We start from the raw sequence: 14,267 nt of genomic DNA, 5'->3' as shown, positions 1-14,267 counted from the left end.
AATTTGGGAGAAGAACATGGCGGGTTTGCCGAGCACGGCGCGCGTGGTCATCATCGGAGGGGGTGCCGTCGGCGCCTCGTCGCTCTACCATCTCGCCAAGGCGGGCTGGACCGACTGCGTGCTCCTGGAGAAGAACGAGCTGACCTCCGGCTCGACATGGCATGCCGCCGGCAACGTGCCGACCTTCTCCTCGTCCTGGTCGCTGATGAACATGCAGCGCTATTCCACCGAGCTCTATCGCGGGCTGGCCGACGCGGTCGACTATCCCATGAACTACCACGTCACCGGCTCGCTGCGGCTGGCGCACTCGGCCGAGCGCATGCAGGAATTCCAGCGCGCCAAGGGCATGGGTCTCTATCAGGGCATGAATATCGACGTGATCGGCGTCGACGAGATCAAGCGCCGCTACCCGTTCATCGAAACGCATGAGCTGAAGGGCGCGCTCTACGATCCCAGCGACGGCGATATCGATCCGGCGCAGTTGACCCAGGCGCTGGCCAAGGGCGCACGCGATTTGGGCGCCAAGATCATCCGCTTCTGCCCGGTCACTGGCGTGCGCCGCGACAAGGACGAGTGGGTGGTTGAAACCGCGCAAGGCGAGATCCGCTGCGAGATCGTCGTCAACGCCGCCGGCTACCGCGCCGCCGAAGTGGGCAAGATGTTCGGCCGCGACGTGCCGATGATGGTGATGAGCCATCAGTACATATTGTTCGAGGAGATTCCGGAACTCGCTGCATGGTCGAAGGAAAACGGCTCGAAGCTGCCGCTGCTGCGCGACGTCGACACCTCCTACTATCTGCGCCAGGAAAAGAACGGCATGAATCTCGGCCCCTATGAGCGCAACTGCCGCGCGCATTGGGTCGGCCATAACGATCCGATGCCCGATGATTTCTCGTTCCAGCTCTTCCCCGACGATCTCGACCGTCTCGAGCATTATCTGGCCGATGCCGTCGCCCGCGTACCGATCCTGGGTACCGCGGGCCTGTCCAAGGTCATCAACGGCCCGATCCCCTACACGCCGGACGGCAATCCGCTGATCGGTCCGATGCCCGGCGTTCCCAATGCCTTCGAAGCCTGCGTCTTCACCTTCGGCATCGCCCAGGGCGGCGGCGCCGGCAAGGTGCTGGCCGAGTGGATCACGCAAGGCCAGACCGAATGGGACATGTGGTCGTGCGACCCGCGCCGCTTCACCTCTTTCGCGTCCGCGCCCGACTATTGCGTCTCCAAGGGCATGGAAATCTACGGCAACGAATACGCCATCCAGTTCCCGCGCCACCCCTGGCCGGAAGGCCGAGACAGAAAACTGTCGCCGATCCATGACCGCGTCAAGGCGCTCGGCGCCTGCTTCGACGCCTACAATGGCTGGGAGCGCGCCACCTGGTACGCGCAGGACGGCGACGACGTGTCGGAGGAAGCCACGCTGACCTTTCGCCGTGAAGGCCCTTGGTACCAGCGCGTGCGCGAGGAATGCCTCGCCGTGCGCGACGCAGCCGGCATCCTCGACCTGCCTGGCTTCTCGCGCTTCAACCTCGAAGGTCCCGGTGCCGCCGAGTGGCTGAGCCTGCAGGTCACCGGACTGGTGCCGAAACCCGGCCGCATCGGTCTTATCTATTTTGCCGACGACAAGGGACGCATCGTCACCGAAATGTCCGTCGTTCGTCATGACGAGAACCTGATGACGCTGATAACGGCGGCGGTCGCGCAATGGCACGATTTCGAATGGCTGAAGTCGCGCATGCCCAGGGATGCGACCTTCACGCTGAGCGACCGGACCGAGGAATACTCCACGCAGATCCTTGCCGGACCCAATTCGCGAAAGATCCTCACCGATGTCTGTGCCGCCGACCTTACGCTGCCGTGGCTGACGCATCAGGAAACCAGCATCGCCGGACGTTGGGCGCGGCTGGTGCGCGTCTCCTTCGCCGGTGAACTCGGCTGGGAAATCCACACCAGGGTCGACGACACCGCCGCGATCTTCGATGCAATCTGGGCGGCCGGCCAGAAGCACGGCCTGAAGCCGTTCGGCATGTATGCGCTGGATTCGCTGCGGCTCGAAAAAGGCTACCGCACCTGGAAGGGCGACCTTTCGACCGACTATTCGGTCCTGCAGGGCGGACTGGAGCGCTTCGTCAAATGGGACAAACCCGACTTCCGCGGCAAGGCGGCGTTGCTCAGCGAAAAGCAGCAGGGCGTGAAGAAGCGTTTCGTCACGCTGGTCGTCGAAAATCCCGGCGACTGCGACGCCCCTTCCGTGTCGACGCTCTGGCATGGCGGCAAGATCGTCGGCGAGACAACGTCGGGAGGCTTTGGCCACAGGGTCGACAAGTCGATCGCGCTGGGCATGCTGCGCACAGACCTGGCTGAACCCGGCACCGAAATCGAGATCGAGATCTTCGGCGACCGCTTCAAGGCTGTCGTGCAGAAGGACGAACCGCTGTGGGATCCCAAGAACGAGAGGCTGCGCGCATGAAGTCGGTCGTCCTCACAGACGGCGGCATGGGACAGGAACTGGTGCGCCGCAGCCGCTCCGAACCGACGCCGCTGTGGTCGGCCAGGGTGCTGATCGACGAACCGGATCTGGTGCGCGACCTGCATGCGGAGTTCATCCGAGCCGGCGCCCGCGTCATCACCATCAACACCTATTCCGCGACACCGGAGCGCCTGGCGCGTGAGGGCGCGGAGGACCTGTTCAAGCCATTGCAGAAGCGCGGTATCGAACTTGCAAGGCAGGCTTGCGAACAAGCCGGCGAGGCAACCATTGCCGGCTGCCTGTCGCCGCTTTTCGGCAGCTATGCGCAGGCACTGACCATCTCATTCCAGGACACGCTCGACATCTACCGCCGCATCGTCGCCGAGCAGGCCGATGGCGTCGACCTGTTCCTGTGCGAGACCATGGCGTCCGCCGAGGAGGCACGCGCGGCTGTCACGGCGGCATCGGAAAGCGGCAAGCCGGTATGGGTGTCCTGGACGTTGGCCGACCACGGCAAGCCGTGCCTGCGCAGCGGCGAGACGATTGCTGCGGCTGCAAACGCGCTCGACGGCCTGCCGGTCGCCGCACGGCTGGTCAATTGCTGCCGGCCCGAAGCGGTCAGCGCGGCGCTATCCGAACTCATCGACCTCGGCGGGCCGGTCGGTGCCTACGCCAACGGCTTCACCTCGATCGACGCACTGAAGCATGGCGGCACCGTGGATGTGCTGCACGCCCGCCATGACCTTGATCCAGAAGCCTATGCCGACCAGGCCATGGGCTGGGTGGAGACCGGCGCCGGCATCGTCGGCGGCTGCTGCGAAGTCGGACCGGCGCATATCGCCGCTCTGCGGGAACGGCTCGACACGGCCGGCTATGACATTTCGGGAGGTATACATGCCTAGGCCATCATCGCGTATTTCCGGCATCGTGCCCTCGGGCAAGGATGGCTGGGAAGTCCATTCGGCCGCCTGGGCCCGCAAGGAAGCCGGCGAGGACATCATCATGCTGTCGGTCGGCGACCATGACTTCGACACGCCTTCGGAAACAATCGAAGCCTGTGTTACAGCGGTTCGCGGCAGCCACCACCACTACACCCCGCTTCCCGGCCTGCCGCGCCTGCGCAAGGCGATGGCGGCAGCCTCGAGCGCCTGCACTGGCGTCGAGACGACACCGAACCAGGTCATCGCCACGCCGGGCGGCCAGGCGGCACTCTACGCATCCGTGCAGGCCGTGCTTGACCAGGGCGATCATGCCATCGTGGTTGCCCCGTACTACGCGACCTACCCCAACACGTTCAGCGCCGCCGGCGCCAGTTTCACCGTGGTCGAAACGCCGGCGGAAGATGGTTTTCAGCCACGCGCGGACATGATCCGCGCGGCACTTCGGCCGAACACCCGCGCCATCCTGATCAACACGCCGAACAACCCGACCGGTGCAGTCTATTCCCCCGAGCGTCTGGAACAGCTGGCCGAGATTTGCAGGGAGCATGACCTCTGGCTGCTCTCCGACGAGGTCTACTGGACACTGGGCGGCGGCGAGCATGTCTCGCCGCGCTCGCTGCCCGGCATGGCCGAGCGCACGCTGGTGATCAACTCCATGTCCAAGAGCCACGGCATGACCGGTTGGCGCATGGGCTGGCTGACCGGTCCGGAGGAGATGATCACGCTGTTGACCAATCTCAATCTGGTGACGACCTACGGCCTGCCGGCCTTCATCTCGATCGCCTGCGCGGAGGCGCTTGAGAACCGCTATGGCGTCAAGGAAATCGCCGAGCGGTACGCGGCGCGGCGCACCGTCTTCCTCGATGCTGTCAGCGGCATGAACGATGTCACCGTGCGCGGCTCCGAGGGCGGCATGTATGTCATGCTCGACATATCGGACATCGAACCGGACGACGAGAAATTCGCCTTCGCCTTCCTCGACAGGGAGAATGTCGGCGTGATGCCCGGCTCCAGCTTCGGCGAAGCCGCCGCCGGCCATATCCGCATCAGCCTCTGCCAGCCCGAGCCCGTTCTGCAGGAAGCAGCACTCCGGCTGCGCCGTTTTGTTTCCAGCTATCGCCGAGAGGCCGCATGACCGCCAAAACCATCCCTACCAAAGCAAGGGCCGTCATCATCGGCGGCGGCGTCTCCGGCTGCTCGGTCGCCTATCATCTGGCCAAGCTCGGCTGGACCGACATCGTGCTGCTTGAGCGCAAGCAGCTGACATCGGGCACGACATGGCACGCCGCCGGCCTGATCGGCCAGTTGCGCGGCTCGCAGAACATGACGCGGCTGGCGAAATATTCGGCCGACCTCTACGTCAAGCTTGAGGCCGAAACCGAAGTCGGCACCGGCATGCGCCAGGTCGGCTCGATCACCGTGGCGCTGACCGAGGAGCGCAAGCACGAGATCTACCGCCAGGCTTCGCTTGCCCGCGCCTTCGATGTCGACGTGCGCGAGATTTCACCCAATGAAGTCAAGCAGATGTACCCGCATCTCAATGTCTCCGATGTGGTCGGCGCCGTTCACCTGCCGCTCGACGGCCAGTGCGACCCCGCCAACATCGCCATGGCGCTGGCCAAAGGCGCCCGCCAGCGCGGCGCCACCATCGTCGAGAACGTGAAGGTGACCAAGGTCCACACCAGGGACGGCCGCGTCACCGGCGTATCCTGGGCGCAGGGCGAGGAACAGGGCACGATCGAGGCCGACATCGTCGTCAACTGTGCCGGCATGTGGGCGCGCGAACTGGGTGCGCAGAACGGCGTCACCATCCCGCTGCACGCCTGCGAACACTTCTATCTCGTCACCGAGCCCATCCCCGGCCTCAGCCGGCTGCCGGTGCTGCGCGTTCCCGACGAATGCGCCTACTACAAGGAAGACGCCGGCAAGATGATGCTGGGCGCCTTCGAGCCGGTGGCCAAGCCATGGGGCATGGAAGGGATTCGCGAGGATTTCTGCTTCGACCAGTTGCCGGAGGACATGGACCATTTCGAGCCGATCCTCGAAATGGGCGTCAACCGCATGCCGATGCTGGCGACCGCCGGCATCCACACCTTCTTCAACGGCCCGGAGAGTTTCACGCCCGACGACCGCTACTATCTCGGCGAAGCGCCGGAGCTTTCTGGCTATTGGATGGCGACCGGCTACAATTCGATCGGCATCGTCTCTTCCGGCGGCGCCGGCATGGCGCTGGCGCAGTGGATCAACGATGGCGAAGCGCCCTTCGACCTGTGGGAAGTCGACATCCGCCGCGCCCAGCCGTTCCAGAAGAACCGCCGCTACCTGAAGGAACGCGTCTCGGAAACGCTCGGCCTGCTCTATGCCGACCATTTCCCCTATCGCCAGATGGCGACCTCACGCAACGTTCGCCGTTCGCCGCTGCATGAGCATCTCAAGGCACGCGGCGCCGTGTTCGGCGAAGTCGCCGGCTGGGAGCGTGCCAACTGGTTCGCCCGTGAAGGGCAAGAGCGCGAATACCGCTATTCCTGGAAGCGCCAAAACTGGTTCGACAACCAGCGCGAGGAACATCTGGCGGTCCGCAACAAGGTCGGTCTGTTCGACATGACCTCGTTCGGCAAGATCCGCGTCGAGGGCCGCGACGCTTGCGCTTTCCTGCAAAGGCTGTGCGCCAATGACATGGACGTCGCACCGGGCAAGATCGTCTACACGCAGATGCTCAACCAGCGCGGCGGCATCGAGAGCGACCTCACCGTCTCGCGCCTGTCACAAACCGCCTACTTTCTCGTCGTCCCCGGCGCCACGCTGCAGCGCGATCTGGCCTGGCTGCGCAAGCATCTGACCGACGAATTCGTCGTCATCACCGACGTGACGGCCGCCGAAAGCGTGCTCTGCCTGATGGGGCCGGACGCCCGCAAACTCATCCAGAAGGTGAGCCCGAACGATTTCTCCAACGAAGCCCACCCATTCGGCACGTTCCAGGAGATCGAGATCGGCATGGGCCTGGCTCGCGCCCACCGCGTCACCTATGTCGGCGAACTCGGTTGGGAGCTCTATGTCTCGAGCGACCAGACAGCCCATGTCTTCGAGGCAATCGAGGAGGCCGGCGCCGATGTCGGCCTGAAACTCTGCGGCCTGCACACGCTGGATTCCTGCCGCATCGAAAAGGCCTTCCGGCATTTCGGCCACGACATCACCGACGAGGACAATGTCTTGGAAGCCGGCCTTGGTTTCGCGGTGAAGACCGCCAAGGGCGACTTCATCGGCCGCGACGCTGTGTTGAAGAAGAAGGAAGCTGGCCTGTCACGCCGTCTCGTGCAGTTCCGGCTGAAGAACCCGCAGCCCCTGCTCTTCCATAACGAGGCGATTCTGCGCGACGGCAAGATCGTCGGCCCGGTCACGTCAGGCAATTATGGCCATCATCTCGGCGGCGCCGTCGGGCTTGGCTATGTGCCGTGTGAGGGCGAAAGCGAGGCGGATGTGCTGGCCTCATCCTACGAGATCGAGATCGCCGGTGAACGTTTTGCGGCCGAAGCGTCGCTGAAGCCGATGTATGACCCGAAATCAGAGCGGACAAGGATGTAGCGCCGCTTCCTTCTCCCCAAGGGGAGAAGGAAAGGCCTGCGTTCAAAACCGCTCCAGCTTCGCACGCACCTTCGCCAGAAACGCCGCCCGGCTCTTTGGCGTCGAAGCGTCCATCAGATAATGCGCCAGGTAGAATGTCCGGCACCTGGTCGCGCACAACGCCCGCATGCCGCGCAGCAGGGTTTTCCGTCCGGGCTGGCCGACGACGACGCTCCACCATGTCGGCGCGCCGCAGGTGGTGATGACGCCGACCTTGGTCACATGCGTCATCAGCGACTTGATCCGCCCCTTGCCCGCCGGCAATTTGAAGGCGACGTCCGTTGCCCAGACCCGGTCGAGCCAGCCCTTCAGCATCGCCGGCAGCCCGTACCACCAGGTCGGATAGACGAACAGGATCGCTTCGGCCCAGCTGAGAAGCTCGAAATGCGGCTTCAATGCCGGGTCCTGCGGCGCCCGGTCATTGTAGGAGCGTCGCTCGTCGCAACCCATCACCGGGTTGAAATTCTCGGCATAGAGGTCGAGCAGCCGCACCTCCCAGCCTCCCGCCTTCAACACCTCGATGGCACTGTCCCGGATCGAAGCGCAGAAGCTTTCGGGCACCGGATGACAGTAGACCACCAGGACCCGCATCAGAACGCATCCATCCTGGCCGCGACCTTCGCCATGAAAGCCCTGCGCGTTTCATCGGTCGACAGGTTCATCGAATATTCAGCGATATAGGCCACCGGCGCGCCAGGTTTTACGGTGGCGCGCAGCATTCGCTTGATCAGCTTGCGCGGCGGATCGCCCATCAGTATGGCGCGGAACCGGCTGCCGCCATAGGTGGTGACCGCCGCGATCTTGCGGATGTTGTGCAGCGACGGCTGCACCTTGCCGTCGACCAGCTTGAACGACACACCGGGCAGGAAGACGCGATCGAAGAAACCCTTCAGGATCGCCGGAAAGCCGTAGTTCCAGACCGGATAGGAAAGCACCAGCGCATCGGCGCGCAGCAGGCGTTCGACATAGGGCGCCACGGCATCTTCGTCGCCGCGTTCGTTGTGGTAGCCGAGCCGTTCGGCTCGCGTCAGCCGGGGATCGAAACCCTCGGCGTAAAGGTCGCAGTCATCGACCGTATGGCCTCCCGTCGCCAGCCGCTCGACGATCATCCGGTGCAGGCCGGCGTTGAAGCTGTTCTCGACCGGATGGGCGTAGAGCACGAGGATGTTCATCAGCCTGCCTTTTGCAGCCCCTTGAACAGGAAAGTCCGGCCCGAACGGTAGTCATAGTCCGGGTTTTCCCAGGCGATCATCTTGCCGGGGTTGAGCAGCCCTTGCGGATCGGTCTCGCGCTTGAAGGCAAGTTGCACCGCGTCCGTCTGCTTCATGCCGCCCTCCTCCAGCGTGTAGCGGTGCGGGTTGAAGATCGGGCACCCATTGTCCTCGTGCAGGCGCACGATCTCGTCGAGCCGCGCTTCGGTGGTGAACTTCACCAGCGGCAGGCCGAAGCAGGTGATGTTGCCATCCAGCCGTACGAATTCGAGATGCGAAAAGACCTCGCCGGGAAACATTGCATCCATCTTCTCGACCAGCGCCAGCTGGTTGGGAAAGGGATAGAGCGACTGCAGATAGGTGATCGAAGGATCGACTCGCAGCGCCCGCAGCGTCGTGTGGTTCCAGGCAAGCTCATAGGCAGGCGGCAGACCCTTTTTCTCGTCCGGCGTCGCTGTCGCGGCATTGAAGATCACCTCGCCGCCGGCGCGGCGGGTGAAGGCAAGGAAAGCGTCGAGCCCGTGCGGCGCCACCATGACGACGCAGATGCTCTGCCCGTCCTTCAGGAATTTCTGGTGCCGCTTGAAATAGAGCTGCGGCACGGGGGCTGCGATCGGCGTGATCAGCTTGGTGAGGATGCCATCCTGGCAAGCCAGCGCATTGCCATAGCGGGCGGCATCCATGAAGGCATCGAAGCCGACGATGACGTCGACCCATTCATACGCGGCGGTCAATGGCATCTCGACTTCGGTGATGATGCCGTTGGTGCCATAGGCGTGGGTGACCTTATGCAGATCCTCGCCGGTGAGTTCGAGCACCTTCGGCTCGGCTTCCATGGTCACCACGCGCAGCCGCAGCACATTGCCGAAATCGCGCAGGCCACCGAAATTGATCGAGCCGACCCCGCCCGAACCACCGGCAATGAAGCCACCGATCGAGGCCGTATTGTAGGTGGAGGGCGACAGCCGCAGCTCCTGGCCCGAATGCGCCCGCGTCGCCTTGTCGATGTCAGCGAGAATCGCGCCCGGTCCGGTCACCACACGCCCTGGCGCGATCGACTTGATCTCGTTCATGTCGGCAAGGTTGAGCACCACGCCGCCCGAGAGCGGCATCGCCTGCCCGTAATTGCCGGTGCCGCTGCCGCGTGGCGTCACCGGGATGCCGTGCCGGTGGCAGGCGGCCAGCACGCGGATCACCTCGGCCTCGTTCCTGGGCGTCACGATCAGATCGCCAGTGACACGGTCGAGCTGCTGCTTCAGCACCGGGCTGTACCAGTAGAAGTCGCGGCTCTTCTGCTGGACGATGGCAGGATTGTCGTCGAGTTTTATCCCGTCGAGATCGCGTTTGAGCGCGGCGATATCCATCATTTCACCATCAGCTCGTCGAGTTCGGCATAATCAGGCAATTGCCGGTCGATCGCACGCCCTCCGCGCACGACGATGCGATCCGATTCGGGCCGCGACAGCAATTCCGTCCAGCTTCGACCTTTGAACAGGATGAAGTCGGCAGGCCCGCCGGCAGCAAGGATGCCGACACCATCGAGCCGCATCACCCTGGCCGGTGTCGCTGTCACCGCTTGCGGCCAGTCGGCGACCGGATGATCGAAATGCAGGATGCGCGTCGCCATGCGGTAGACTTCCAGCATGTCGAGATCGCCATAGGCATAGAACGGATCGCGCGTGTTGTCGGAGGCGACGGCAACCGGAATGCCCCGCGCCTTCATCTCGTGCAGCAACGTCACGCCGCGCCAGCGCGGCGTGGTGTGGTCAGCGCGCCGATCCTGAAGGTAGAGATTGCACATCGGCAGCGACACTACCGCCAGTCCGGCCTTGGCAACCTTGTCCAGCGTGGCGTGTACGTCGAGGTCGGGCTGGCGCGCCAGCGAGCAGCAATGGCCGACGAGGATATTGCCCTCGAAGCCATTCCAGAGCGCGGCCTCCGCGATCTTCTTCAGCGAGATCGCGGCGATGTCGTCGGTCTCGTCGGCATGGAAATCGAGATCGAGGCCGTGCTTGATCGCTTGCGCGAACACCTGGTCAAGAAGCGCCTCCAGGTCCGGCACCATATAGGTGACGACACCAAGCACGCCCTTGGCGGCCGCCACTCGGTTAGCCAGGCCCTCGAACCATGCCTTTTCGCGCACGCCTTCGATACCGATCAGGCAGGCCGCCTGCAGTTCGATGCGCCCACGCCATGTTTCGCGCATCGTCTCGAACACCGGCCAGGAGATTTCTTCCTGCGGCGCCACGCTGTCGAGATGGGTCCGCAACGCCTTCGTACCGTGCGCGTAGGCGCAGCGCAGCGAGAAATCCATGCGTCGAGCGACATCCTCCGCGCTCCAGCGCGCGGCGCGGTCAGCGCCGGTGGCGTTCAGCGCGCCCATGAACGTGCCGTCGGGATTGGGTTTTCTCGGCCAGATATGGCCCTTGTCGATATGGGTATGGCAGTCGACGAAGCACGGCAGCACGATGCGGCCGGCAAGGTCGACGGCGCCGGCCGGCGCCGCTGTGCGACTATGCGCCGAGAGACTGGAAATCCTGCCGTCAGCGACGGTGATATCGGCCAGCGCAAAGCCGTCGCCATCGAATGTCGCTGCAAGGCCTGGTGTCACGGACGCATGAAGCCGGACATTGGTGAGCCGGTATGAACCAGAATTGGGAATCAAGGACTTACCGCTCCTGCTTCAGTGCGCTTTCGTGCCAGCGCCTGAGAATGAAATGCGAAATCAGCGACAGCACAAGGAAGATCAGGATGCCGGTGAGCGAAATCAGGATCAGCGCCGCGAACAGGCGCGGCGCGTTGAGCCGGTAGCCGGCCTCGATGATGCGCGAGGCAAGCCCTGATGACTGCCCCTGCGCGCCGGCCACAAACTCCGCCACGACCGCACCGATCAGCGACAGGCCGCCGGCGATCTTCAATCCACCGAGGAAATAGGGCATCGCCGCCGGCAGCCGGAGGTAGCGCAACTGTTGCCATCGCGTCGCGCCGTTGAGCTTGAACATGTCCAGCAGGTTGCGGTCGACGGAATTGAGGCCAAGCGTGGTGTTGGACAGGATCGGGAAGAAGGCGACGATCCAGGCGCAGAGCAGCAGCTTGGTCGTCTGGTTGCCGACATAGATGTTGATCAGCGGGAAGATGGCGACGATCGGCGTCACCTGCAGGACGATGGCGAACGGGAAGAACGACATCTCAACCCATTTCGACTGCGCGAACAACACCGACAGTCCGACCCCGCCGATGACGGCGAGCGCAAGGCTGAGGAAGGTGATCCTGAGCGTCACCAACAGCGAGGAGAACAAGAGCCCGGCATCATCATGCAGCGTCTGCAGCACCACGCCGGGGCGCGGCAGGATGTATTTCGGGATGTCGTTCCAGACGCAGATGCGATCCCACAGCCAGATGGCCAGGATCATGATCGCCAGTGGCAGCACCCATCGACCTATGCGCTCCAGCCGGTCCTCGCGTACGCGGCGCGCCTCTTCGGGATCGAGCTTCACCGCACCGTCTTCAATGGCCGTCATGATGCGACCCCGCGGTTGAATTGATGGCGTTGACCAAAACGTCGGAGGCCTGGCGGCAGAGCGCTGCATAGTCGGGCGAGGTACGAAAGATCTCGTCGCGCGGATAGGCCGCCTCTACCGTGAGTTCATCGAACACCCTGCCCGGCCGCGCCGCCATGACGACGATCCGGTTGGACAGGAAAACGCTTTCGAACACGCTGTGGGTGACGAAGACGACGGTGAAGCGCTCGTCCTGCCACAGTTCCAAGAGATCGTTGTTCAGCTTGAAGCGGGTGATCTCGTCCAGCGCCGCGAACGGCTCATCCATCAAGAGCACGCGCGGCTTGGTTACCATGGCGCGGGCGATCGAGACGCGCATCTTCATGCCGCCGGAAAGCTCGCGCGGCACCGCCTTTTCAAAGCCCGTCAGGTGGACCCGCGCCAACATCTCGTTGACCGCCGGCGCCGCCTGTGTCCGCGAAATACCCTTGAGCCGCAGCGGCAGCCAGACATTGTCGAAGACATCGGCCCAGGGCAGCAGTGTCGGTTCCTGGAAGACGAAGCCGATGTTGGAGCGGTCAAGCGAGCCGCCGCCACGCCAGTCGAGCAGGCCGGAAGTCGGCGTCGACAGGCCGGCAATCAGCCGCAGCGCCGTCGACTTGCCGCATCCGGAAGGACCGAGAAGGCTGAGAAAATCGCCGTCCCGGATCGTCAGGTCGACATTGTCGAGCGCCGTCACGCCGTTGGAAAACACCTTGCCGACGCCGCGCAAGGCCAGCAACGTCGGGCGAGTTCCCCAGGCCGTTGGCGCTTGCGCCAATTTTTCCTGCATCATCAGCGACCCGGCCTATTTCTTCAGGTCGAGCCCGACACCCTTGTTGATGAAGGCCAGCGTGTAGGCCTTCTTGATATCGATGCCCGCGGGCGTGACCTTGGCCTTGACCATCTTGTCATAAAAACTCTGGATGCGCGCATCGGTCATGGCGCCAATGCCCAGCTTCTCGCTATCGCCGGAATCAACGATGCCGAATTTCTTCAGCTGTTCGATCGAGAAGGCGATCTGCTCATCCGTCATGTCCGGATTGTCCTTCTTGATCATGTCGTTGGCGGCCTTGTTGTCGCCGTAGAGATATTTGTACCAGCCCTTGGCCGAGCCATCGACGAAGCACTGGACGACCTCCGGGCGCTTGTCGATCGTGTCCTGCATGACCTCGACCGTCGTCGCGTAGGTGTCCCAACCATAGTCGGCCAGCAGGAACTGGTCGGGCATGAAACCGCCCGCCTTCTTGACCGCGAACGGCTCGGAGGTGACGTAGCCCTGCTGGATCGACTTCTTGTTGGCGATGAACGGCGCCGGATTGAAGGTGTAGGGCACGCGCTTGGTGGCGTCGAAGCCGAGATCGGTGATCATCCACTGGAAAAATGTCTGCGCGCCCTCGTCGCCCAGTATGTACTGGTCGGCGTTCTTCAGGTCGTCCCATGTGTCGAGCCCCTGGCCGGGCTGCGACATCATCACCTGCGGGTCCTTCTGGAAATCGGCGGCCACCACGCGCATCGGAATGCCCTGCTGCACGGCGTCGAAAGCCGAAAGCAGGTTGCCGCCCATGTAGAAGTCGATCTTTCCGGCAAGCAGCATCGGCCTGCCGCTGACCTGCGGACCGCCCTGCATGATGGTGACGTCGAGGCCACAGGCGGCATAGGTTCCGTCGGCAATGGCCTGATAGTATCCGCCATGCTCCGGCTCGGCCAGCCAGTTGGTGCCGAAGGTGACCTTCTCATTGGCGGCCGCTCCAAACGTGCTGGCCGCGAGCAGCGCGATCGCGCCCGCCGAAATCTTCCGTCTTCCGTACATCGAGACCACCCTCTGTTTGCTCCGGCACGTTCCACGCCGGGCTCGACACCATTGGTTCAAGAAGCAAGACACATGCCACCGGCCCCTCGTGCCGGGACCGCCCGCTTGCATCGCAGTCACGCGTCAAGGGCGAACGGGTCATGCTGTACGAAAGGCATCGTGCCTATTTTTTGAACTGCTGTCCACAATCGCGCCGACGACATGAACCGCCATCTTGAAGATGTCACCGCTACCGCCTTAGGCTGGCCTCGAAACGGAGATTGCCATGTTCAAATTCCTCACACCGAAGTCGATCAAGCCGCCCTTCGCCCACTACAGCCACGGCGTCGAGGTTCCCGCCGGCAAGCGGCTGGTGCTGTGTTCGGGCCAGGTCGCCATCACAGCGGATGACCGGATCCCCGAGGATGCCGGCGCTCAGGCCGAGCTTTGCTTTCAAAACATCGCCGCGGTTCTGGGCGAGGCTGGCCTCGGGCTTTCAGATATCGTGCGCATCAACGCCTATGTCACCGACCGGGCGCATCTGCGGCCCTATATGGACGTCCGCGACAGGCTGTTCTCCAGCCCCGCGCCGGCCTCGACGCTGATGATCGTCTCCGGCTTTGCCCGGCCGGAATTCAAGGTCGAGGTCGAGGCCATCGCGGCGGGGTGATCGACAGGCCGCGCTTCCCGCGC

12 protein-coding genes are annotated in these 14,267 nt (G+C 63.6%); 5 read left to right on the top strand and 7 right to left on the bottom strand.

Features of this window, described 5'->3' with window-relative positions; all coding sequences use genetic code 11:
- Positions 1-16: 16 nt before the first annotated feature.
- From ABVQ20_RS04640 to ABVQ20_RS04625, 4 genes are read left to right on the top strand one after another with little or no spacing between them, the layout of a single operon-like run.
- Positions 17-2,470, top strand: a complete 2,454-nt coding sequence (locus ABVQ20_RS04640) for a GcvT family protein (protein WP_354458337.1) — start codon at positions 17-19, stop codon at positions 2,468-2,470.
- A complete protein-coding gene (locus tag ABVQ20_RS04635; protein ID WP_354458336.1) occupies positions 2,467-3,372 on the top strand; it encodes a homocysteine S-methyltransferase family protein in 906 nt (301 codons plus the stop codon). Before ABVQ20_RS04640 ends, ABVQ20_RS04635 begins: the two co-directional genes overlap by 4 nt.
- On the top strand, positions 3,365-4,546 hold the full coding sequence (locus ABVQ20_RS04630) for a pyridoxal phosphate-dependent aminotransferase (protein ID WP_354458335.1): 1,182 nt from the start codon (positions 3,365-3,367) through the stop codon (positions 4,544-4,546). The genes ABVQ20_RS04635 and ABVQ20_RS04630 overlap by 8 nt, the downstream gene beginning before the upstream one ends.
- Positions 4,543-6,993 (top strand): GcvT family protein, encoded by a 2,451-nt coding sequence (locus ABVQ20_RS04625; protein ID WP_354458334.1) that lies wholly within the window; start codon positions 4,543-4,545, stop codon positions 6,991-6,993. The genes ABVQ20_RS04630 and ABVQ20_RS04625 overlap by 4 nt, the downstream gene beginning before the upstream one ends.
- 42 nt (positions 6,994-7,035) lie before the next feature.
- On the opposite strand, the gene ABVQ20_RS04620 is transcribed toward ABVQ20_RS04625, so the two are convergent.
- Genes ABVQ20_RS04620 through ABVQ20_RS04590 form a run of 7 tightly spaced genes read right to left on the bottom strand, consistent with a single transcriptional unit; the run spans position 7,036 to position 13,595 of the window.
- A complete protein-coding gene (locus tag ABVQ20_RS04620; protein WP_354458333.1) occupies positions 7,036-7,623 on the bottom strand; it encodes an NAD(P)H-dependent oxidoreductase in 588 nt (195 codons plus the stop codon).
- Positions 7,623-8,204: an NAD(P)H-dependent oxidoreductase gene (locus ABVQ20_RS04615; RefSeq protein WP_354458331.1), complete on the bottom strand. Its 582-nt coding sequence runs from the start codon at positions 8,202-8,204 to the stop codon at positions 7,623-7,625. The genes ABVQ20_RS04620 and ABVQ20_RS04615 overlap by 1 nt, the downstream gene beginning before the upstream one ends.
- The gene (locus tag ABVQ20_RS04610) at positions 8,204-9,607 is read right to left on the bottom strand and encodes an FAD-binding oxidoreductase (RefSeq protein ID WP_354462123.1); all 1,404 of its coding nucleotides are present in this window, start codon (positions 9,605-9,607) and stop codon (positions 8,204-8,206) included. Before ABVQ20_RS04610 ends, ABVQ20_RS04615 begins: the two co-directional genes overlap by 1 nt.
- Positions 9,607-10,908, bottom strand: coding sequence for a cytosine deaminase (locus ABVQ20_RS04605; protein ID WP_354458330.1), 1,302 nt, complete (start codon positions 10,906-10,908; stop codon positions 9,607-9,609). Before ABVQ20_RS04605 ends, ABVQ20_RS04610 begins: the two co-directional genes overlap by 1 nt.
- Positions 10,909-10,912: 4 nt before the next feature.
- The gene (locus tag ABVQ20_RS04600; RefSeq protein ID WP_354458329.1) at positions 10,913-11,764 is read right to left on the bottom strand and encodes an ABC transporter permease; all 852 of its coding nucleotides are present in this window, start codon (positions 11,762-11,764) and stop codon (positions 10,913-10,915) included.
- Positions 11,751-12,578 (bottom strand): ABC transporter ATP-binding protein, encoded by an 828-nt coding sequence (locus tag ABVQ20_RS04595; protein ID WP_354458328.1) that lies wholly within the window; start codon positions 12,576-12,578, stop codon positions 11,751-11,753. Before ABVQ20_RS04595 ends, ABVQ20_RS04600 begins: the two co-directional genes overlap by 14 nt.
- A 12-nt stretch (positions 12,579-12,590) precedes the next feature.
- On the bottom strand, positions 12,591-13,595 hold the full coding sequence (locus ABVQ20_RS04590) for an ABC transporter substrate-binding protein (RefSeq protein ID WP_354458327.1): 1,005 nt from the start codon (positions 13,593-13,595) through the stop codon (positions 12,591-12,593).
- A gap of 265 nt (positions 13,596-13,860) precedes the next feature.
- Here ABVQ20_RS04590 and ABVQ20_RS04585 point away from each other — a divergent pair, with 265 nt between their 5' ends.
- Positions 13,861-14,244 carry a RidA family protein gene (locus ABVQ20_RS04585; protein ID WP_354458325.1) on the top strand — a complete coding sequence of 128 codons (384 nt, stop codon included), beginning with the start codon at positions 13,861-13,863 and terminating at the stop codon, positions 14,242-14,244.
- The last annotated feature ends 23 nt before the right edge of the window (positions 14,245-14,267 follow it).

It is taken from the genome of Mesorhizobium shangrilense (genome assembly GCF_040537815.1).
Lineage (GTDB): Bacteria > Pseudomonadota > Alphaproteobacteria > Rhizobiales > Rhizobiaceae > Mesorhizobium > Mesorhizobium shangrilense.
The sequence above is the reverse complement of the archived record's forward strand: the minus strand, read 5'-3'. Positions and strand labels throughout refer to the sequence as shown.